Source organism: Caulobacter sp. ErkDOM-C (assembly GCF_048541825.1).
In the GTDB taxonomy this organism is placed as follows: Bacteria; Pseudomonadota; Alphaproteobacteria; order Caulobacterales; family Caulobacteraceae; genus Caulobacter.
In genome coordinates this window covers 3389484-3409658 of sequence record NZ_CP183332.1, presented here as the reverse complement: position 1 = coordinate 3409658, position 20175 = coordinate 3389484, and the positions used below count along the sequence as shown (strand labels likewise).

Sequence of the window (20175 nt, the reverse complement as noted above, 5' to 3'; positions counted from 1 at the left end):
TCCCGCCATGACGCAATTGTTTGGTCGCACGCCTGGCCTGACCGAGTTGGACGCCCGGGCTCGCGACATCTTCAAGCGCGTGGTCGAGTCGTATCTGGAGACCGGCGAGCCGGTGGGCTCGCGCACGATTTCGCGCGGCGGCCTGCAACTGTCGCCCGCCTCGATCCGCAACACCATGCAGGACCTGGCGCAGCTGGGCCTGCTGGACGCCCCCCACACCAGCGCCGGGCGCATCCCCACCCATGCGGGCCTGCGGATGTTCGTCGACGGCTTTCTGGAGGTCGGCGATGTCGGCCAGGAGGAGCGCCAGGCCATTGAAGCGCGGCTGTTCTCGCGCGGCCGCTCGTTCGAGGAGGCGCTGGCCGAGGCCGGCTCGATCCTGTCGGGCCTGGCCGGCGGGGCCAGTATCGTGGTGACGCCGGTGCGCGAGGGCGGGGTCAAGCATGTCGAGTTCGTGGCCCTGGGCGGCGACCAGGCCCTGGCGGTGATGGTCTTCGAAGACGGCACGGTCGAGAACCGCCTGATGAAGCGCGCAGCGGGCATGACCCCCTCGGCCTTCCAGGAGGCCTCCAACTTCCTCAACAGCCGGCTGCGCGGCCGCACGCTCAGCGAAGCCAAGGACGAGGTCCGGGCCGAGCTGGAGACCGCCCGCCGGCAACTGGACGAGACGGCGGCGCGTTTGGTCGAGGACGGCCTGGCGGCCTGGGGCGGCGGCGAGGGCGACGCCCGGGCCCTGATCGTGCGCGGCCAGGCCAACCTGCTGGGCGAGCCCGGCGCGCGCGAGGATCTGGAGCGCGTGCGCATGCTGTTCGACGACTTGGAGCAGAAGGGTCAGCTGATCGGCCTGCTGGATGATGTCCGCGAAGCGCAGGGCGTACGCATTTTTATCGGGGCCGAAACGCGTCTCTTTTCGCTTTCGGGTTCCTCCGTGATCGCGGCGCCCTATATGACGGGCCAACGCAAGCTGCTGGGCGCGATCGGGGTGATCGGCCCTACGCGCCTCAACTATGCCCGGGTGATCCCGCTGGTGGACTATACCGCCCGCGTGCTCGGCCGGATGATGGATGGATAGGGACTGGGACTATGAGCGACGATCAAGCGCCGGTTGAAGAGATGGACATGGCCCCGGAAGCCGAGGACGCCGCCCAGGAAATCGAGGCGCTGAAGCTGGAAGTGGCGGCCCTGAAGGATCAGGTCTTCCGCTATGCCGCCGAAGCGGAAAACACCAAGCGCCGGGCCGAGCGCGAGATGAACGACGCCCGCGCCTATGCGATCCAGAAGTTCGCCCGCGACCTGCTGGCCGCCGCCGACAATCTGTCGCGCGCCACGGCCATGAGCCCGCGCGACTCGCAGGATCCGGCCGTGACCAACTATATCATCGGCGTCGAGATGACCGAGAAGGAGCTTCTGGCGGCCTTCGAACGCAATGGTCTGAAGAAGATCGAGCCGGCCAAGGGCGAGAAGTTTGATCCCCACCTGCACCAGGCGGTGATGGAGCAGCCCTCGACCGAGGTCGCGGCCGGCGGCGTCATCCAGTTCCTGCAGGCCGGTTACGAACTGATGGGTCGCCTGATCCGTCCGGCCATGGTCGCCGTGGCGGCCAAGGGCTCGACGGCGCCGGGTTCGGCTGAACCCGCGTCGGGCGGCGGCGCCAATCCCTATGCGGGCGCCAACACCGAGGCCGACGGCTCGGGCGGTTCGGTCGACATCAAGTCCTGACGGCGCTTCTGGTCGCGGCGCCGGTCGGCCCGCGACCAGGCCCGTTCGTGCAGGTTGAAGAACACCGTCTGGACCAGGGGTTCGACGATGCCCACCGCCAGGGCGATCCGCCAGTCGCGGGTCAGGGCATAGGCGACGGCCACCGCCACGGTCAGGTGCATTGAGGCGTAGGTCAGGGTCTTGAGGGCGAGGCGCATGGCGCACGATCCTAGTTGCGAACTATTCTCAAAAGATAGGCGCGGTTTCCGTGTCTGCAAGGGGCCCCGCCCTCTTCCCCAAGCGCGCGATTTCGCTAATGTCGTCCGTCCAATCATGACGGGGCCGCGCGGGGGATTCTCGAGCGGCGGCGGCTCTGGAACCTGGACCTGATTTATGAAGCTTACGATCGAACGGGCGGCGCTGCTGAAGGCGCTGGGGCATGTGCAGAGCGTCGTTGAGCGCCGCAACACCATCCCGATCCTGTCGAACATCCTGCTTTCAGCGGATCGCGACACGCTGAGCTTTTCGGCTACCGACCTGGATATGGAGATCATCGACGAGGGCCGGGCCCAGATCGAGGTGCCGGGCCAGATCACCGCGCCCGCCCAGACCCTGTACGAGATCGTCCGCAAGCTGCCGGACGGCTCGGATGTGTCGCTCAGCTTCAGCGGCGATGATCCGCGCCTGGTGATCCAGGCCGGCCGCTCGCGCTTCAACCTGCCGGTGCTGCCGGCCGGCGACTTCCCGGTGATGAGCAGCGACGGCCTGTCGGGCCGCATTGCCGTCGACACCAACGAACTGATCCGGCTGATCGACAAGACCCGGTTTGCGATCTCCACCGAAGAGACCCGCTACTATCTCAACGGCCTCTATCTCCACACCGTCAACGAGGGCGGCGTGGTCAAGCTGCGGGCCGTGGCCACCGACGGCCACCGCCTGGCCCTGGCCGAGATGGACGCCCCCGAGGGCGCCGCCGGCCTGCCGGGCATCATCGTGCCGCGCAAGACCATCCAGGAGGCCCGCCGCCTGATGGAATCGGCCGGCGAGCATGTCGACCTGCAGGTCTCGGCCCAGAAGGTGCGCTTCGAGTTCGGCGCAGCCGCCCTGACCTCGAAAGTCATCGACGGCGCCTTCCCTGACTATCTGCGCGTCATCCCGCGCGACAACGCCAAGATCCTGACCCTGGACAACGACCTGTTCGCCAAGGCCGTCGACCGCGTCGCCACCATCTCGGCCGAAAAGAGCCGCTCGGTGAAACTGGCCATCGAACCGGGCCGCATCACCCTGACCGTGCGCAATATGGAAGCCGGCCAGGCCGTCGAAGAGGTCGAGGTCGATTATGACGGCGAGCCCTTCGAGATCGGCTTCAACGCCCGCTACCTGCTGGACGTCTGCGGCCAGATCGGCGGCCCGATCGCCGAGTTCCGCTTCGCCGACCCGGCCAGCCCCACCCTGGTGGTCGACCCGACCGATCCGGGCGTGAAATACGTGCTGATGCCGCTGCGGGTCTGATCCCGCCGAGCAGATGATCCAGGGGCTGCGCGAGGACCTGTTTGTCGAGCTGTTCGACAACATGCTCACCCTTTGGGACGCGACGGATTTTGCAGGCTGCACGACCTGGTTCGACCGCTCGCAGCGCGTCGAGGCGGCGTTCGGCAGTGTCGAGCACCGGATCGACCTGATGGCCATGAACTACGCCGTCCATCGGTCGATCGCCCCCGACGCCTGCTTCGACTTGCCGCTCCGGGCGCTCGTCGACCGTGATCAAGCGCGCCAGATCTTCGAGGCCAACCTGATGCGCGTGCTGATGGGCGCGGCCGGCGTCTGGCAGAAGGACAATCTGGAGATCGCGCGGCGGTACATCGGGTAGGACGGTCAGCGCCGCAGGTCGTAGGGGGCAAGTGACGCAACCCTCGACCTGCCTTAAGAGACCCCCATGGCGTCGGCCGCGATCAACACCCTGACCCTGACCGACTTTAGGTCCTACGCGCACGCCCGCCTCGAGACGGGCGGCGCCAGCGTCTATCTGTTCGGCGCCAACGGGGCGGGCAAGACCAACCTGCTGGAGGCCATCAGCCTGTTGTCGCCGGGCAAGGGCCTGCGCGGCTCCAGCCTGGCCGAGGTAGGCCGGCGGATGCCCGGCGAGGCGACGGGGCGGGCCTGGGCCGTGGCGGCGCAGGTTGAGGCGCCCCCAAGCGAATTTGGCGACGACGAGCCGGTGCAACTGGGCACGGGCGTCGAGACCGGCGGCCAGACCCGGCGGCTGGTGCGGGTCAATGGCGAGACCGTGCCACCCGGCCGGCTGGCCGATCACATCCGCCCCATCTGGCTGACCCCGGCCCAGGACCGGCTGTTCCTGGAAGCCGCCTCCGAGCGCCGGCGCTTTTTCGATCGGCTGGTCTTCGCCGGCGAGCCCGCTCACGCCGCCCACGCCAACGCCTATGACAAGGCCCAGCGCGAACGCATGCGTCTGCTGACCGACGCCTTTGAAAGCGGGGCGCCGGCCGACACCGTCTGGCTGACCGCTCTGGAAGCACGCCTCGCCGAGTCCGGCGCCCTGATGGCGGAAGCCCGCGCCCGCACCCTGGTCGCCCTGCAGGCCGAGATCGACGGCCGCGGCGACCGGCCCTTCCCGCAGGCGAAGCTGTCCCTGACCGGCGAGTGGGAAAAACTGGCGCTCGAAGGCGTCGAGTTTGCCGAGATCGAGCTGCGTCTGGCCACGGCCCTGGCCGCCGCCCGCCCCCGCGACGGGGCCGCCGGTCGGGCCCTGACTGGCCCGCATCGGGGCGATCTGGACATCCTGCATGTCGAGAAAGACCGTCCGGCGGCGGAATGCTCGACCGGAGAGCAGAAAGCGCTGATTTTGAACCTGGTTTTGGCCCAGGCGGCGCGACTTTCGCGTGCGGAATCCGCGCCGAATCCTATAGTATTGCTCGACGAAGTGGCCGCGCATCTCGACCTTACGAGGCGAGCCGCTTTGGCCGACGAAATCACGGCGCTCAAGCTCCAGGCCTTCCTCACCGGCACGGACGAGTTGCTGTTCGACCACCTCAAAGGTCGGGCTCTTGGCGTTCGCGTGTGCGACGCCGGCCTGACCGCTTTGGAAGACGTATGACGCAAGAGACCGAAGGCCCGGCTGAAGACAACAGCGGCGATCGCCTGACCACTGCCGACGGCTCGCAGATGGCGGCCCCTGAAGTGATGAGCGGCGACTATGACGCCGACTCGATCAAGGTGCTCAAGGGCCTGGACGCGGTGCGCAAGCGCCCCGGCATGTATATCGGCGACACCGATGACGGCTCTGGCCTGCACCACATGGTCTATGAGGTGGTCGACAACGCCATCGATGAGGCCCTGGCCGGTCACGCCACCAAGGTGGAAGTCATCCTCAACGCCGACGGTTCGGTGACGGTCACCGACGACGGGCGCGGCATCCCGGTCGATATCCACGAGGGCGAAGGCGTCTCGGCGGCTGAGGTCATCATGACCCAGCTGCACGCCGGCGGTAAGTTCGACCAGAACAGCTACAAGGTGTCCGGCGGCCTGCACGGCGTCGGCGTTTCGGTGGTCAATGCGCTCAGCGACTGGCTGGAGCTGAAGGTTCACCGCAACGGCAAGGCCCACCAGATGCGCTTCGAGCGCGGCGACGCCGTGTCGTCGCTGACGGTGACCGGCGACTCGCCGATCCGCGAAGAGGGCACGCCCAAGGCCGGCGACTATCTGACCGGCACCGAGGTGACCTTCTTCCCGTCGCTTGAGACCTTCGCGTTCATCGAGTTTGACCGCAAGACGCTGGAGCATCGCCTGCGCGAGCTGGCGTTCCTGAACTCGGGCGTGACCATCTATTTCCGCGACCTGCGCGACGCCGAGCCTTGGGAAGAAAAGCTGCACTATGAGGGCGGCATCGAAGCCTTCGTGCGCCACCTGGACAAGGCCAAGACGCCGCTGCTGAAGACGCCGATCGTCATTCGCGGCCGCAAGGACAAGGTCGAGATCGACTTGGCCCTGTGGTGGAACGACAGCTATCACGAGCACATGCTGTGCTTCACCAACAACATCCCGCAGCGGGATGGCGGTACGCACCTTTCGGCCTTCCGCGGCGCCCTGACCCGGATCATCACCAACTACGCCGAGAGCTCTGGCATCACGAAAAGGGAAAAGGTCAGCGTCGGGGGCGAGGACGCTCGTGAAGGCCTGACCTGCGTGCTGTCGGTCAAGGTGCCCGACCCCAAGTTCAGCTCGCAGACCAAGGACAAGCTGGTCTCGTCAGAGGTGCGCCCGGCCGTCGAAAACCTGGTGCAGGAAGGTCTGGCCAGCTGGTTCGAGGAACACCCGACCGAAGCCAAGGCCATCGTCTCCAAGATCGCCGAAGCCGCCGCCGCTCGTGAAGCCGCCCGCAAGGCCCGCGAACTGACCCGCCGCAAGAGCGCGCTCGACATCACCAGCCTGCCCGGCAAGCTGGCCGACTGCGCCGAGCGCGATCCAGCCAAGTCCGAGATCTTCATCGTCGAGGGTGACTCGGCCGGGGGTTCCGCCAAGCAGGCCCGCAACCGCGACAACCAGGCGGTGCTGCCCCTGCGCGGCAAGATCCTCAATGTGGAACGCGCCCGGTTCGACAAGATGCTGTCGTCCGACCAGATCGGCACGCTGATCACCGCCCTGGGGGCCGGCATCGGCCGCGACGATTTCAACGCCGACAAGGTGCGCTACCACAAGATCGTGCTGATGACTGACGCCGACGTCGACGGCGCCCACATCCGTACCCTGCTGCTGACCTTCTTCTACCGGCAGATGCGCGAACTGATCGATCGCGGCTACATCTATATCGCCCAGCCGCCGCTCTATAAGGCCAGCAAGGGCAAGTCCTCGCGCTATCTGAAGGACGACAGCGAGATGGACGCCTTCCTGATCGACGAGGGCGTCGACGGGGCCGAGCTGGACCTGCCGTCGGGCGAGCGTCGCACCGGCAAGGACCTGCTGGCCCTGATCCAGCTGTGCCGTCAGGCCAAGGGCAACATCGATCGTCTGGCCGCCCGCGCCCCGGCCTTCGCCGTGGAGCAGACGGCCTTGGCCGGCCTGCTCAGCGAAAGCCCCGACATCGCCGCCGCCGCCGCCCGCCTGGACCTCTATGCCGAGGAAGGCGATGGCCTGTGGACCGGCGAGCGCGGCGACACGGCCTATATCTTCAAGCGCGTGCGACGCGGCGTGACCGAGAGCGTCGTTCTGGACGATGGCCTGCTGAACGCCGCCGACGCCCGCCGTCTGGCCGAGCGGGCCGGGGCGCTGGCCGAGATCTTCTCGGGCCGCGCCGTGTTCCGCCGCAAGGACAAGTCGACGACCGTCCGTGGACCGATGGATCTGGTGGGCGCGGTGATGGACGCCGGCCGCAAGGGCCTGTCGATCCAGCGCTACAAGGGTCTTGGCGAGATGAACCCTGACCAGTTGTGGGAGACCACCCTCGACGTCGAGGCTCGCACCCTGCTGCAGGTCAAGGTCAACCACGCCGACGACGCCGACGACATGTTCAGCCGTCTGATGGGCGACCTGGTCGAGCCGCGCCGTGAATTCATCCAGGAAAACGCCCTCGACGCCGAGGTCGACGTCTAGGGCCAGTCACCGATTTGCCGGTATTTTGAGCAATCCAAGCTCAAAGTCCCGGCGAAGGCTGCGATCAAGGTCGCCAATTCGGCGCAAGAGTTGATCCTGCGGCGATCTGACGCAGGGCGCGAGTGACGCCAGCGTCAACTTGCGGAATTCTCAGGCGATTCGGCAGCGAATTGCGTGAGGGCCCTCCAAGTTGAAACAAGACGCCAGTCTGCGCCCGGAACGGATCCTCGATCTCTCCGAACGTCTGAGTGCGGTCGCGGGAGAAAAGATCGGCGAGATCACCCGCGTCAACCGCGCGGCCAAGATGCTCTCGATCAACGCCCTGATCGTCGCCGCCCGGGCGGGCGAGGCCGGCAAGGGCTTCGCCATCGTGGCCGAGGAATTCAAGAAGATCTCCACCGAGATCGACGCTGTCGCCGCCGCCCTGGAAAGCCAGGTGCGCGCCGATCTTGACGAATTGACCGCCATCGGCGGCGCGATCCTGGGCCACATGCGCGGCCAGCGCCTGGCCGACCTGGCCCTGAACGCCATCGAGATCGTCGACCGCAACCTCTATGAACGCACCTGCGATGTGCGCTGGTGGGCCACAGATTCCGCCGTCGTCGCCTGTGTTGACGACGCCTCTCCCGAGACCGCCCGTCACGCCAGCCAGCGTCTGGGCGTGATCCTGGACGCCTACACCGTCTATCTCGACCTGTGGATCTGCGACGCCAGCGGCAAGGTCGTGGCGACGGGGCGGCCGGACCGCTATCCCGGCGCCCGCAACATCTCGGCGGCCGACGCGTCCTGGTTCCGCGACGCCATGAAGACCGCCAGCGGTGACGACTTCATCGCCTGTGACATCGAGCGGGTGAGGGCCCTCAATGACGCCCCCGTCGCCACCTACGCCACGGCCATCCGTGAGGGCGGGCTGAGCCATGGCAAGGTGCTGGGCGTGCTGGGCGTCCACTTCGACTGGAAGCCCCAGGCCCAGGCCGTGGTCGACGGCGTACGCCTGACCACCGAGGAGCGCAGCCGTTCAAGGGTCATGCTGCTGGACCAGAAGGGCCGCGTTCTGGCCTCGTCGGACGGTCGCGGCATCCTGACCGAGACCTTCCCGCTCAACACCTCTAACGGCGGCATGGGCAGCTATGCGGATGGCGACCTGACCGTGGGCTATGCCCTGACGCCAGGCTATGAAACCTACAAGGGCCTGGGCTGGTATGGCTGCCTGGCGCAAAGCAAGGAACCGGCCACGCTCCTCGAAACGATGGCCAAGTCGGTCGCCGCCTGATCGCGGCAAGCGGACGAGCTGTTGGCGATGTTTCGGAGTTTGGCGCACCCGACAGGATTCGAACCTGTGACCTCTGCCTTCGGAGGGCAGCGCTCTATCCAGCTGAGCTACGGGTGCGTCCGCCTTGCGGGAACGGCGTCTTAGCCGAAAGGCGCGGTCGGCGCAAACGGGGTTATGCGTCGCCCGCTATTCTCCGCCCATATAAACGAAGCGGGCGATGAACAGGGCGGCCAGCACGAACAGCAGCCAGTCGCTGATCCGCGCCTGGCCCCGGGCCAGTTTCAGCGCCGCATAGCTGGTGATGCCGAACGCCAGGCCATTGGCGATCGAAAAGGTCAGCGGAATGGTGATCAGGGTCAGGAAGGCCGGGATGGCCACGCCGGGATCGTCCCACTCCACCTCGGCCAGCGAGCCGATCATCATGGCTCCTACCAGGATCAGGGCCGGCGCGGTGGCGGCGACCGGGATGGCCTGGACCAGGGGGGCGAAGAATAGGGTCAGCAGGAACAGCAGGCCGACAATGACCGCCGTCAAGCCGGTGCGACCGCCGGCCTGCACGCCCGAGGCGCTCTCGATATAGCTGACCACGGTGCTGGTGCCGGCCACCGAGCCGGCGATCGTCGCCACCGAGTCAGCCAGCAGGATGCGGTTGAGGCGCGGGATCGAACCGTCGGGCGCTACCAGCCCGGCCTTCTTGGTCACGGCCACCAGGGTGCCGACATTGTCGAACAGATCGACGAACAGGAACACGAAGATGATCTCGGCCATGGCCATCGCCATGCCGGCCTTGGCGCCGCCGCCCAGGTTCAGGGCGGCGGGAATGTCGAGCTGAAAGGCGGTGGCCGACAGTTCGGCGAGGGAATAGCCGCCCGGCGCGAACTTCGACAGGCCCATGAACCAGCCCAGAACCGCCACCAGCAGGATGCCGATCAGGATCGCACCCTTCACCCGCCAGGCCATCAGCGCCCCGATGATCGCCAGGCCGGCCAGGGCCAGGATCGCGGTCGGCTTGGTCAGGTCACCCAGTCCGACCAGGGTGGCTGGGTTGGCGACGATGATGCCGGCCTCCTTCAGGCCGATGAAGGCGATGAACAGGCCCACGCCCGCCGCGACGGCCGAGAACAGCGGCCGCGGTATGGCCCCGACGATCAGCTGGCGGATGCCGGCCACGGTCAGCACCAGGAAGGCCACCCCGGACAGGAACACGCAGCCCAGGGCGGTTTGCCAGGGCACCCCCATGCCGATCACGACCGTGTAGGTGAAATAGGCGTTCAGCCCCATGCCGGGGGCCAGGGCGATCGGATAGTTGGCGATCAGGCCCATCAGGATGCAGCCGATGCCGGCCGCCAGGCAGGTGGCGGCGGCCACAGCGGCGACGGGCATGCCCGCCTCGCCCAGGATGGCCGGATTGACGATGACGATATAGGCCATGGTCAGGAAGGTGGTGACGCCGGCCAGCGCCTCGGTGCGCAGGTTGGTGCCCTGGGCCTTCAGGCCAAACTGGCGTTCAAGCAAACTCATCAACTCACCCCCGACTCTCGCCGTGGAGTTTGTCCAAGCGTCTCGCGAACGCAAGCGTTGACCGTCAGTCCTTGGTCGGATCGGCCGCGTTCGGGTCGCCATAGGTCAGGGAGACGAAGACGTCTTCCAGATCCGGGTCTTCAGTGGCGATGTCCTTGATGTGCAGGCCCGTGGCGCGCACGGCCGCCAGCACCTGCTCGACGCTGGACTGGCCCGTGCGATAAGACACCGCGAACGCTCCGCCGGCCCGGATCTTGGTCTCGAAACCGGCCAGGGCCGGCGCGACCGTGACCGGCTGCTCGGGTGTGACCACCACATTGCGGCTGTCCATGCGCTTGAGAAGCGTGGCCGTCGGCTCGCAGGCCACCACCTCGCCGCGATTGACGATGGCGATCTGGTCGCACAGCTCCTGGGCTTCTTCCAGATAGTGGGTGGTCAGCACGATGGTGACGCCCAGTTCGTTGAGGCCCTTCACATAGCTCCACAGCTGGCGGCGCAGCTCGACATCGACGCCGGCCGTCGGCTCGTCGAGGATCAGCACCGGCGGCTGGTGCACCATGGCCTTGGCCACCATCAGGCGCCGCTTCATGCCGCCCGACAGCTGGCGGACATAGGCATTGGCCTTGTCGGACAGTCTCAGCGCGCTGAGCAGTTCGTCGGTGCGGCGCTCGCTCTTGGGCACGCCGTACATGCCGGCCTGGACGTCCAGCGATTCGCGCGGCGTGAAGAAGACGTCGGTGGCCAGTTCCTGCGGCACCACCCCGATGGCGGCGCGGGCGTCGCGCGGGCGCTGGTCGATGTCGCGATCCCAGATCCGCACCGTGCCGCTGGTCTTGCGCGTCAGCCCGGCCAGGATGTTGATGAAGGTCGACTTGCCCGCGCCATTGGGCCCCAGCAGGCCGAAGATCGAGCCGCGCGGGACCTTAAGGTCGATGCCATTCAGCGCGCGCTTTTCCGGCGAGGTCTTGGTGGCGGCGTAGGTCTTGAACAACCCTTCGGCTTCGATGGCGTAGGCGGGCAGGTCCATGCAACGTCCAGACAGGTCCCGAAGGGGACGGTAGGGCCCAGGCAGGTCCCGCAAGGGACAATAGGGCAGGGAAGGCGTGCGGCTTGAATTGACGGCGGCGCGACAGGTCGCATAGGTATGCCTGCATCGCCGCCAAGCCAAGGCCGCGTCCAGACTTCAAGGGTTTTCGAACATGGCGCGCAAGGCCAAGACCGTCACCGCCACCGCTCCGACCGCCATGGACGTCACCGTCACGGCTGTGGGCGCCGGCCCCGCGCCGGAAACCGTGATGGTCCGGTCACATCGCATCGCCTGCGACGGTGTTGGCGGGGCCCTGGGCCATCCGCGCGTCTGGCTGGAAATGGGCGAGGCCGGCTTTGTCGACTGCTCCTATTGCGACCGCCGCTTCGTGGCGACCACAGCGATTGGCGACGAGAACGAGCCGCTGGCCCCGGGCGTCTATGAGGGCCCGGGCGGCCACTAGGCTTTCTTGCGTTTGTCGGCTTTCTTCACGTGACCCGGTAGCCACTCGCTCGAAAACGCTGACCCATGACCGACCTCGTTCCCGCCTCGCGTCGTGCCGAAACCCTGGCCGAGGCCTGGGCTGCGGCGCAGTGGCCTCACGAAGCCCCGGTGCTGCGCGCCATCGCCATGCCGTCCGACACCAATCCCGAGGGCGACATTTTCGGCGGCTGGTTGCTGTCGCAGATGGACCTTGCCGCCGCCTCGATCGCCTTCCACCGCGCGGCCGGCCGCTGCGCTACCATCGCCATCGACGGCATGACCTTCATCAGCCCGGTCTTCGTCGGCGACGAGGTCAGTCTGTTCGCCAAGGTCGTCCACACCGGTCGCACCTCCCTGAAGGTCGGGGTCGAGGCCTGGCGCCGTCCGCGCGACAGCGAGCAGGCGCACAAGGTCACCGAGGGTGTGTTCACCTTCGTGGCCATCGATGAGAATCGGAAATCGCGGCCGCTGCCTTAGGCGCCAAGCGGAGAGCCGGCGCCCGCCTAGCCGCCTAGAGCTCTAACGCTCTTCGTCGAACCGGTTGGCCACCAGTTCGCACAGCGCTTCGAGCGCGGTGTCCGCTTCGGGGCCTTCGGCGGCGATATCGATGGTCGAGCCGATGCCGGCGGCCAGCATCATCAGGCCCATGATCGACCGGGCGTCCACGCAAGCGCCCTCGCGGCTGACCGTCACCTCGGCGTCGAAACCCGCCGCCATCTTCACGAACTTGGCCGAGGCCCGGGCGTGCAAGCCCCGTTCATTGACGATTTCGACCGTCCGCTCCGCCATGCGACTCATTTTTCTCCCGCGAGCACGTAGGAGGCCACGGAGATATATTTCCGTCCAGCCTCCTGGGCGTGGGCGACGCAGGTTTGCAGGTCCTGGCGCTGGCGCACGCTGGCCAGCTTGATCAGCATGGGCAGGTTCAGGCCGGCAATCACCTCGGCGCGGGTCTGCTCCATCACCGAGATGGCCAGATTGCTGGGCGTGCCGCCGAACATGTCGGTCAGCAGAATCACGCCGCCGCCGCTGTCCACGACGGCGCACGCCTTCAGAATGTCGGAACGGCGTCGTTCCATGTCGTCTTCCGGACCGATGCAGATCGCCTTCACCGCAGTCTGCGGGCCGACCACATGTTCCATGGCGGAGACAAACTCCTCCGCCAGACGCCCGTGCGTAACGATCACGAGCCCGATCATGCCAGATGTCTCAACCGGGATCCCCATAACCCGTGGCGGCCGGGAGGAGCCGCGCGGGCGCACTTGATACGCTCGTTAGAGAGCGACTCCAAGATGCTCCAGCATGCGTCTGATTTTCGCGGGCGCAGCGGGTTCCTGAGGCCACAGGTCGAAAACGGGAACGCTCACGCCGCAGAGGGTCTCGAAACGCGGCTGGGGCAGGCGTTCGATGGCGCCGGGCGCGTCAACGCACCGCACGAGCAGGGCGATGCGGGCGAAGGCGATGACCGGGGTGGGGACGACCCCCAGACCCCGAATCTCGATCAGGCCGGACAGAGAATCAGGGGCCTTGCCATAGAGTTCGCCGCCCGAGGCGAAGACCACCGTGCGGTCGTCGGCCGCCAGGGCGAAGCCTGATTCGACGGCGCGCAGGGCCAGATCGCTCTTGCCGACGCCGGAGGGACCCTCGATCAGGGCGCCGCGCCAGCGTCCGTCACGGCGCAGGGCGATCAGGCCGGCGTGGCGGATCACTCGCGCGATTCCGGCAGGTCGACGGTGAAGCGCGCGCCCAGCAGGGCGCCGTTGGCGTCGACCCGATTCTCGGCCTTCAGCTCGCCGGCGTGGGCCTCGACGATCTGGCGGGCGATGGACAGGCCAAGGCCCGAATTGCCGCCGAACGCCCGACCCTTGGGCCGCGAGGTATAGAAGCGCTCGAAGATGGTCTCGAGGTTCTCGGCCGGTATGCCGGGGCCGTCGTCGTCGATCGTGGTGACCAGCCGGCCGCGCGTCCGGGTCAGGACGACGCGGACCTCGCCGTCGGCGGGGCTGAACGAGCGGGCATTGTCGATCAGATTGCGGAACACCTGGCCGATGGGGGTCTCGCGAGCCATCAGCCTGGCCGGCGCGAGCGGATCGCCGGTCGAGACGCTGACCCTCACGCTGCCGGGCGCGTCGCCGGGGCGCAACTGGGCCTCGTAGAGACTGGCGACCTCAGCTAGCAGCTTGGCCAGGTCGAGGGCGCGCGGGGCTTCGCGCGACAGTTCGGCGTCCAGGCGCGAGGCGTTGGAGATGTCGGTGACCAGCCGGTCCAGCCGGTTGACGTCGTTCTGCAGAATGGCCAGCAGCCGGGCCCGGGCGACGGGGTCGGAGACCAGGTCCAGGGTCTCGATGGCCGAGCGGATCGAGGTCAGGGGGTTCTTGATCTCGTGGGCCACGTCGGCGGCGAACCGCTCGATGCCGTCCATGCGCTCGGACAGCGAATGGGTCATCTCCTCCAGCGCGCGGGACAGGTCGCCGATCTCGTCCTGGCGCTTGGCGATGTCGGGCAGGGAGATGGCGCGCGCCCCTTCCAGCCGCACCCGGTCGGCGGCCCCGGCCAGCCGCATCAGGGGCTCGGCGATCAGGCGGTGCAGCAGGATCGACGAGATCAGGGTGGCGCTGATCGCCACCAGGATGAACGGCAGCAGGGCCCGGCGTTGGGCGGCGATGATCGAATCGACATCGCCGACCTCCAGGGTCAGGACCCCGAGAACCGCTCGCACGTGCTGGATCGGGATCGAGACCGAAACGACCCGCTCGCCGTTCTCCGACATCCGCGTACCCGCCACCGGAGACCCGCGCAGGGCCTGGGCCAGCTCGTTGGACAGGCCCTGGCTCGCCTTGGCAGCCTTGGCCTTGTCAGCGGGATCGTCGCGGACGGCGGCATCCTTGTCGCCCGGCTTGCGCGCCGGGGGCAGAACCTTCCATTCCACGCGGTCGGCGACCATGAAGCTGTCGGCCAGCACATTGCCCTGGGCGTCGAACAGCCGCGCCCGCTGCGAGCTCGGAATGAACAGCAGCTGGAAGATGGCGCTGGCCGCTCCGGCGTTCAGCGCCGGCTCGGGCTCGCCCTCGGTGGCCAGTTGGTCGATGACCTTGGCGATCAGGTCGCCCTGGGTGGTCAGGCTTTCGACCCGGGCATTGACCAGGCCGCTGCGCAGCTCATTGAGCACCAGCGCCCCGATCACCAGGATCGCCAGCGCCAGCACGTTCAGACCAATGATCAGCCGGCCCAGACGCGAGCCGCGCGGCCAGGACCAGCGGCGCCGGCGCGCGCCGGCGTCAGGCTTCGCGATAACGATAGCCAACGCCGTACAGGGTCTCGATGGAGTCGAACTCGGGATCGACCTGGCGGAACTTCTTGCGCATCCGCTTGATGTGGCTGTCGATCGTGCGGTCGTCGACATAGACCTGATCGTCGTAGGCGGCGTCCATCAGGTTGTCGCGGCTCTTCACGAAGCCCGGGCGCTGGGCCAGGGACTGCAGCAGCAGGAACTCGGTGACGGTCAGGCGGACGGGCTTGCCGTCCCACAGGCTGTCGTGGCGGGCCGGGTCCAGGGTCAGCTTGCCGCGCTTCATCATCTTGGAGCCGGCCAGGCCCGCGGCGATCGAGGGCTCCTCGTCCTCGGGACGGGCCCGGCGCAGCACGGCCTTTACGCGCTCCAGCAGCAGGCGCTGGCTGAACGGCTTGTGCATGTAGTCGTCGGCGCCGAGATTGAAGCCGAGGATCTCGTCGATCTCGTCGTCCTTCGAGGTCAGCATGATGACCGGAATCTCGGAGGTCTGGCGCAGGCGGCGCAGAACTTCCATGCCGTCCATACGCGGCATCTTGACGTCCAGGATAACCAGATCCGGAGTCTGGCTCTCGACGGCCTCAAGGCCCGAGGCGCCATCGTAATAGGCCTTGACCGTGTGGCCGTGGCTTTCGAGGGCCAGCGAGACCGAAGCGACGATATTCTCGTCGTCGTCTATGAGCGTGATAGCGGCCATGGAGCCTGTCTGATCCTTCAACCTTCGTCTTGGGGCGATCCTATCGACCCCCCGCAGTCGCTTCAACGCATCGCGCGGCAAAGCTTTCCCAAAGGGGTGTCGCCGCCCTTTGCGGCCCCAGCGTGGCGCGATTGCGGCTGAAGGTCCCAGCACCGCCCAGCTTGAGCGTGAACGACGCGCCTCAACCTCGCTTTAAGGTGTTGTAGCCGATAACCGAGGTTACGGGAGCCCCTAGCCCATGAGTGACATCCACTACGAACTTTTCGTGCGCCGCAAGGCCGGCGCGCAGTGGACCCTGGAAATGGCCACGGAAGTTCGCACGGCTGCGCTTCAGAACGCCGAGGAGTGCCTGACCTCAGGGCGCGCGGTCGCCGTCCGCGTCAGCAAGGAAACCCTGGACCGCGAGTCCGGCGAATACAGATCCATCGCCATCTTCACCAAGGGCATGGTCGACGGCGGCAAGCCCAAGAAGGAGGTCGAGGATCTCGATCCCCTCTGCGTCCAGCCGGCAGATCTCTATACCGCCCACGCCCGCGACCGGATCGGTCGCCTGCTCGAGGGCTGGCTGGCCCGGCACAACGCCACGCCGTTCGAACTGCTGCACCGCCCTGACCTGGTCGAGAAGCTGGAAGCCTCCGGCACCGATCTGCAGCACGCCCTGCAAAAGATCGCCATTCCCGAGGCCGAAGCCCGGGGCATGTCGGTCCACGAACTGATCCGCACCTTCCAGGGTCTGGTCGAGCGCTCGGTCGCCAATTTGATGAAGGCCTTCAAGAAGGGCCAACTTCCGGACCTGGACAAGGAAGGGTTCGCCAAGGCCGCCACGCGCCTGGCCACCGATCCTGACCGCGCCTTCCTGCTGGGAGCCGGCGTGGCCGCCTCCATCGCGCCGGGCGTCAGCTGGTCCGACAAGATCGCCCGCCTGCTGGACCTGGCCGACGCCGCCCCGACCGAACCGGGCCCCCGCGCCCTGGCCCTGCACGCCATCGAACAGCCCCTGGCCGAGATCATCGGCTCGCGCGCCGGCATGGCCGACCTGCTGGGCACGGCCAACGATCTTGGATCCACCCTGGCGGCCATGACCCGTTTGACGGGCGGCGCCCAGGTCGAGGCCCTGATCCGCATGCAGGCCCAGGTCCGCGCCTGCATGCCCGAGCTTTCCGGCACGGCCAAGCGGCTCAGCGAATGGCTGAGCGGCGATCATTTCGCACCCGTCCGCGCGGCGATCGCCAAGCGAGTGCTGGCCGAACTGAACGGTGTACGCCGGCTCAAGCCCGCCGACGCCGAGGCCGAGATCGAATTTCTGCGCGCCCTGGCCATGAGCCTGACGGCCGCCGCCGGACGCATCCTGCCGCCCGAAGACATTCAGGCCGCCTTCACCGTCCGGTCCAAGACCCTGCTCAACGGCGAGTTCATCGAGGCTCTCCTCGGACGTGACCGCTCGGCCCGCGAGGAGGTCGTGATCCTGATCCGCCTGGCTGAGAACGTCATGGGCGCGGTCAACAAGCGTCAGGCCGCCCGCTGGCTGACCGCCAATATCACTGCGCTACGGTTCGAAAAGGAACTGCGACAGGGTCCCGATTCGCCGGCCTCGAAGCTGGCGGCGCTGGCCGGCCTGCAAAAGACCGTCTCACGTTCGGGCCTGGTGCGCGAAGACTACGAACCCCTGTGCAACAAGCTCGGCGAACTGGGCTCGCAGGTCGAGATCGACAGCCGGCTGCTGGCCATGCTGGTCCGCGCCCCGGCGCCTCTGACCCATCGCCTGGCCCTGCTGGTCAAGCTGGCCACGGGCGAGGCCGGTCCCACGGGGCCGGTAGCCGACCGGGCCAAGATGGAAGCCTTCAAGCTGGCCCGCGATCCAGCAGCTCGAGAGGAACTGGCCGCCTCCCCGGCGACCATGGATCTGCTCAGAGGGCTGATGCAGAGCGCCCAGGCCGCCTGAGGCGCGCCTGCGCGGCTTGCGACACGCCCGGGGACGGCTAAGCTGGGTCCAGAGCCGCGCCAACCGGGCGGCGGCGACCCGGGGATGAATATGGTGATCTTCAGCGTGCTCTATGCGGCGACAGACGGCGCGCATTTCGACCACGACTATTACAACGCCACCCATATCCCGCTGGTCCATGAGGCCTTTGCCTCGACCGGCCTGACGGGTGTGCAGGTGTTCAAGGGTCTGTCGGCGGGGGATGGCGGCCCCGCGCCCTTCATCGCGATGGCGCATCTGGCGTTCCGCGACGCCGCCGCCCTGCAGGCCTCGATGGGCGGGCCACGCGCCGCCGAGGTGATGGCGGATGTGGCCAAGTTCACCAACCTTCAGCCGATCGCCCAGGTCAGCGCGCTCGTCTAGCGGGCCAGAACCCTGCCCAGCGCCTCGACCACGCGATCCACATCGCTGTCGGCCATGGTCGGATAGAGCGGCAGGGTCAGGCAGCGGTCGTACCAGGCCTGGGCGCCGGGTAGGTCGAGCGCGCCGTAGCGCGTCGCGTAGTAGGGCTGCTGGTGCACCGGGATGTAGTGGACCTGCGTGCCGACTCCGTGAGCCTTCAGGCCATCGACCACCATCCGGCGGGTGATCCCCAGGGCGTCGAAATCGATCAGCACGGTCAACAGGTGCAGGGCGGGATTGGAATAGTCCGGGCTGGTCGCCAGGCGCACGCGGGGCGACAGCGCCTCCAGCCGTTCGACATAGAGCGCGGTCAGGGCCCGGCGGCGCGCGACGAAGCGGTCCAGCTTGGCCAGCTGCGACAGGCCCAGGGCGCACAGCACGTCGGGGATGCGATAGTTGAAGCCGATCTCCGGCATCTCGTACCACCAGGGATCTGCGCCCGGCGGCCGCACCATGCCGTGACCGCGCAGGCTGCGGGCTCGCGCCGCCAGCTCCGCATCATTGGTGGTCAGCATGCCGCCTTCGCCCGTGGCCAGCGTCTTGACCGGGTGGAACGAGAAGCTGGCAAAGGCTGAATAGGCGCCGTCGCCGACCGGATGCTCTTCCCCGCTGAACGTACCGACCGAGCCCAGGGCGTGGGGCGCGTCTTCCACCAGCACCGCCCCGGCCGCGCTGGCCATGCCGCGCATCGCCGGCAGGTCGCAGACATCGCCGCGCAGATGCACGGGCAAGATGGCCCTGACCCTGCGATCCCCCGCGCGCGCCAGGGCGGCGGCCAGGGTGTCGGGGGTCATCAGGCCTGAATGGGGATCAACGTCGGCGAACACCACCTCGGCCCCGACATAACGGGCGCAATTGGCGGTCGCCAGGAAGGTGATCGACGGCGCGATGCAGACATCACCTTCACCAACACCCAAGGCCAGCATGGCCAGGTGCAGGGTGGCCGTGCCGTTGACCACGGCGATGGCGTGCTCGGCCCCGACCTTTTGCTTGAAGGCGGTCTCGAAGGCCTCCACCGTCGGGCCGGTGGTCAGGAAATCAGAACGCAGGGCGGCGGCGACGGCGGCGACGTCGTCGTCCTCGATGGTCTGGCGACCATAGGGCAGGAAGGGCGAAGACGCCGACATCAGCGCGCCTTCTCCTCCAGCATGGCCAGCAGGCCCTGCGCCGACAGCCAGTCGTCATTATTGTCGCTGCTGTAGCAGAAGCCTTCTTCGGCCGGCTTGGCGCCGTCTTCGGGACCAAAGCGCTTGCGGGGATATTCGACGAAGGTCGGTTCGATCACATAGCGGTCGGACAGCTCGACGGTGGCCCGCGCGTCGTCGGCGCTGATCATCATCTCGTGCAGCTTCTCGCCCGGCCGGATGCCGATGACCTTGACGCCGGCCGTCGGCGACATGGCCTTGACCAGATCGGGCATGGTCATGGACGGGATCTTGGGCACGAAGATCTCGCCGCCGCGCATCAGGTCCAGCGACGAGAGCACGAAGTTCACCCCCTCGTTCAGGGTGATCCAGAAGCGGGTCATGCGGGCGTCGGTGATCGGCAGCTCGGTGGCGCCGTTGGCCAGCAGACGCTTGAACAGCGGCACGACGCTGCCGCGCGAGCCGACGACGTTGCCATAGCGAACCACCGCGAAGCGGGTGCCGATATCGCCCGACAGATTGTTGGCGGCCACGAAGGTCTTGTCGGACGCCAGCTTGGTCGCGCCGTAGAGGTTGATCGGGTTGCAGGCCTTGTCGGTCGACAGGGCGACCACCTTTTTCACCCCGTTGGCCAGGCTGGCCCAGACCACGTTCTCGGCCCCAAGCACATTGGTGTGGATGCATTCGGACGGGTTGTATTCAGCGGCCGGCACCTGTTTCAGGGCGGCGGCGTGGATGACGATGTCGACCCCGCGCAGGGCCAGGGTCAGGCGTTCGCGGTCGCGCACATCACCCAGGAAGAAGCGCATCTTGGCATAGGTCGCATCGTCGAACTGCTCGCGCAGCTCCATCTGCATGTCGCTCTGCTTCAATTCGTCGCGGGAGTAGACGATGACCTTCCGCGGGTTCGAAAGCTTCAGAACCGTCTCGATGAACCGTCGGCCAAAAGAGCCGGTGCCGCCGGTGATCAGGATCACCTTGCCGTCGAGATCGAGGGTTTTCGGGAAAAAACGGCCCAAGTTCAGCCTCCTACCGCCCCCGCCGCGAAGAGT

At 67.3% G+C, this 20175-nt stretch carries 21 protein-coding genes and 1 tRNA gene; 11 read left to right on the top strand and 11 right to left on the bottom strand.

The features are described from left to right. The first annotated feature begins 7 nt into the window (after positions 1-7). Positions 8-1072, top strand: coding sequence for a heat-inducible transcriptional repressor HrcA (gene hrcA / locus ACN2C8_RS16465; protein WP_419253106.1), 1065 nt, complete (start codon positions 8-10; stop codon positions 1070-1072). An 11-nt stretch (positions 1073-1083) separates the two neighbouring features. Beyond that, entirely contained in the window at positions 1084-1719 is a 636-nt protein-coding gene (gene grpE / locus ACN2C8_RS16460) for a nucleotide exchange factor GrpE (RefSeq protein ID WP_419253104.1), read from the top strand. Here the strand turns inward: grpE and ACN2C8_RS16455 are convergent. Next, the gene (locus ACN2C8_RS16455; protein WP_419253102.1) at positions 1659-1916 is read right to left on the bottom strand and encodes a DUF2061 domain-containing protein; all 258 of its coding nucleotides are present in this window, start codon (positions 1914-1916) and stop codon (positions 1659-1661) included. The genes grpE and ACN2C8_RS16455 overlap by 61 nt on opposite strands. Positions 1917-2091: 175 nt before the next feature. Between ACN2C8_RS16455 and dnaN the strand changes: the two genes are divergently transcribed. From dnaN to ACN2C8_RS16430, 5 genes are all read left to right on the top strand, one after another. Continuing rightward, on the top strand, positions 2092-3210 hold the full coding sequence (gene dnaN / locus ACN2C8_RS16450) for a DNA polymerase III subunit beta (RefSeq protein WP_419253101.1): 1119 nt from the start codon (positions 2092-2094) through the stop codon (positions 3208-3210). A gap of 13 nt (positions 3211-3223) precedes the next feature. Then, entirely contained in the window at positions 3224-3568 is a 345-nt protein-coding gene (locus tag ACN2C8_RS16445) for a hypothetical protein (protein WP_419253100.1), read from the top strand. A gap of 66 nt (positions 3569-3634) precedes the next feature. Further along, positions 3635-4813 (top strand): DNA replication/repair protein RecF, encoded by a 1179-nt coding sequence (gene recF / locus ACN2C8_RS16440; RefSeq protein WP_419253099.1) that lies wholly within the window; start codon positions 3635-3637, stop codon positions 4811-4813. Continuing rightward, positions 4810-7305 carry a DNA topoisomerase (ATP-hydrolyzing) subunit B gene (gyrB, locus tag ACN2C8_RS16435; RefSeq protein ID WP_419253098.1) on the top strand — a complete coding sequence of 832 codons (2496 nt, stop codon included), beginning with the start codon at positions 4810-4812 and terminating at the stop codon, positions 7303-7305. Before recF ends, gyrB begins: the two co-directional genes overlap by 4 nt. 190 nt (positions 7306-7495) lie before the next feature. Beyond that, positions 7496-8578 carry a methyl-accepting chemotaxis protein gene (locus ACN2C8_RS16430; RefSeq protein WP_419253096.1) on the top strand — a complete coding sequence of 361 codons (1083 nt, stop codon included), beginning with the start codon at positions 7496-7498 and terminating at the stop codon, positions 8576-8578. A 40-nt stretch (positions 8579-8618) separates the two neighbouring features. Here the strand turns inward: ACN2C8_RS16430 and ACN2C8_RS16425 are convergent. From ACN2C8_RS16425 to ACN2C8_RS16415, 3 genes are all read right to left on the bottom strand, one after another. After that, positions 8619-8695, bottom strand: a tRNA-Arg gene (locus ACN2C8_RS16425). A 69-nt stretch (positions 8696-8764) separates the two neighbouring features. Continuing rightward, complete coding sequence (locus ACN2C8_RS16420) at positions 8765-10099, bottom strand: NCS2 family permease (RefSeq protein WP_419253094.1); 1335 nt, start codon at positions 10097-10099, stop codon at positions 8765-8767. 64 nt (positions 10100-10163) lie between these two features. Then, positions 10164-11126, bottom strand: coding sequence for an ABC transporter ATP-binding protein (locus ACN2C8_RS16415; protein WP_419253092.1), 963 nt, complete (start codon positions 11124-11126; stop codon positions 10164-10166). Positions 11127-11298: 172 nt separating this feature from the next. Here ACN2C8_RS16415 and ACN2C8_RS16410 point away from each other — a divergent pair, with 172 nt between their 5' ends. Continuing rightward, complete coding sequence (locus ACN2C8_RS16410; RefSeq protein ID WP_419253090.1) at positions 11299-11589, top strand: zinc-finger domain-containing protein; 291 nt, start codon at positions 11299-11301, stop codon at positions 11587-11589. A gap of 65 nt (positions 11590-11654) precedes the next feature. After that, complete coding sequence (locus tag ACN2C8_RS16405) at positions 11655-12086, top strand: acyl-CoA thioesterase (protein ID WP_419253089.1); 432 nt, start codon at positions 11655-11657, stop codon at positions 12084-12086. A gap of 42 nt (positions 12087-12128) precedes the next feature. Here ACN2C8_RS16405 and ACN2C8_RS16400 read toward each other — a convergent pair whose 3' ends face one another. The 5 genes from ACN2C8_RS16400 to ACN2C8_RS16380 form a co-directional block, all read right to left on the bottom strand. Then, on the bottom strand, positions 12129-12407 hold the full coding sequence (locus ACN2C8_RS16400; RefSeq protein ID WP_419253088.1) for an HPr family phosphocarrier protein: 279 nt from the start codon (positions 12405-12407) through the stop codon (positions 12129-12131). Beyond that, positions 12404-12808 (bottom strand): PTS sugar transporter subunit IIA, encoded by a 405-nt coding sequence (locus tag ACN2C8_RS16395; RefSeq protein WP_419253087.1) that lies wholly within the window; start codon positions 12806-12808, stop codon positions 12404-12406. Before ACN2C8_RS16395 ends, ACN2C8_RS16400 begins: the two co-directional genes overlap by 4 nt. Positions 12809-12883: 75 nt before the next feature. Continuing rightward, complete coding sequence (locus ACN2C8_RS16390; RefSeq protein ID WP_419253086.1) at positions 12884-13318, bottom strand: HPr kinase/phosphorylase; 435 nt, start codon at positions 13316-13318, stop codon at positions 12884-12886. Continuing rightward, positions 13315-14913: an ATP-binding protein gene (locus ACN2C8_RS16385; RefSeq protein ID WP_419253085.1), complete on the bottom strand. Its 1599-nt coding sequence runs from the start codon at positions 14911-14913 to the stop codon at positions 13315-13317. Before ACN2C8_RS16385 ends, ACN2C8_RS16390 begins: the two co-directional genes overlap by 4 nt. Further along, complete coding sequence (locus tag ACN2C8_RS16380) at positions 14888-15595, bottom strand: response regulator transcription factor (RefSeq protein ID WP_419253084.1); 708 nt, start codon at positions 15593-15595, stop codon at positions 14888-14890. Before ACN2C8_RS16380 ends, ACN2C8_RS16385 begins: the two co-directional genes overlap by 26 nt. 238 nt (positions 15596-15833) lie before the next feature. On the opposite strand from ACN2C8_RS16380, the gene ACN2C8_RS16375 reads away from it, so the two are divergent. Continuing rightward, entirely contained in the window at positions 15834-17537 is a 1704-nt protein-coding gene (locus tag ACN2C8_RS16375) for a hypothetical protein (RefSeq protein WP_419253083.1), read from the top strand. A 90-nt stretch (positions 17538-17627) separates the two neighbouring features. Further along, entirely contained in the window at positions 17628-17939 is a 312-nt protein-coding gene (locus tag ACN2C8_RS16370; RefSeq protein WP_419253082.1) for an EthD family reductase, read from the top strand. Here ACN2C8_RS16370 and pseC read toward each other — a convergent pair. Both pseC and pseB read right to left on the bottom strand, forming a co-directional pair. Beyond that, positions 17936-19105, bottom strand: a complete 1170-nt coding sequence (gene pseC, locus ACN2C8_RS16365) for a UDP-4-amino-4,6-dideoxy-N-acetyl-beta-L-altrosamine transaminase (protein ID WP_419253081.1) — start codon at positions 19103-19105, stop codon at positions 17936-17938. The genes ACN2C8_RS16370 and pseC overlap by 4 nt on opposite strands. Next, complete coding sequence (gene pseB / locus ACN2C8_RS16360; protein ID WP_419253080.1) at positions 19105-20142, bottom strand: UDP-N-acetylglucosamine 4,6-dehydratase (inverting); 1038 nt, start codon at positions 20140-20142, stop codon at positions 19105-19107. The genes pseC and pseB overlap by 1 nt, the downstream gene beginning before the upstream one ends. Positions 20143-20175: the final 33 nt, after the last annotated feature.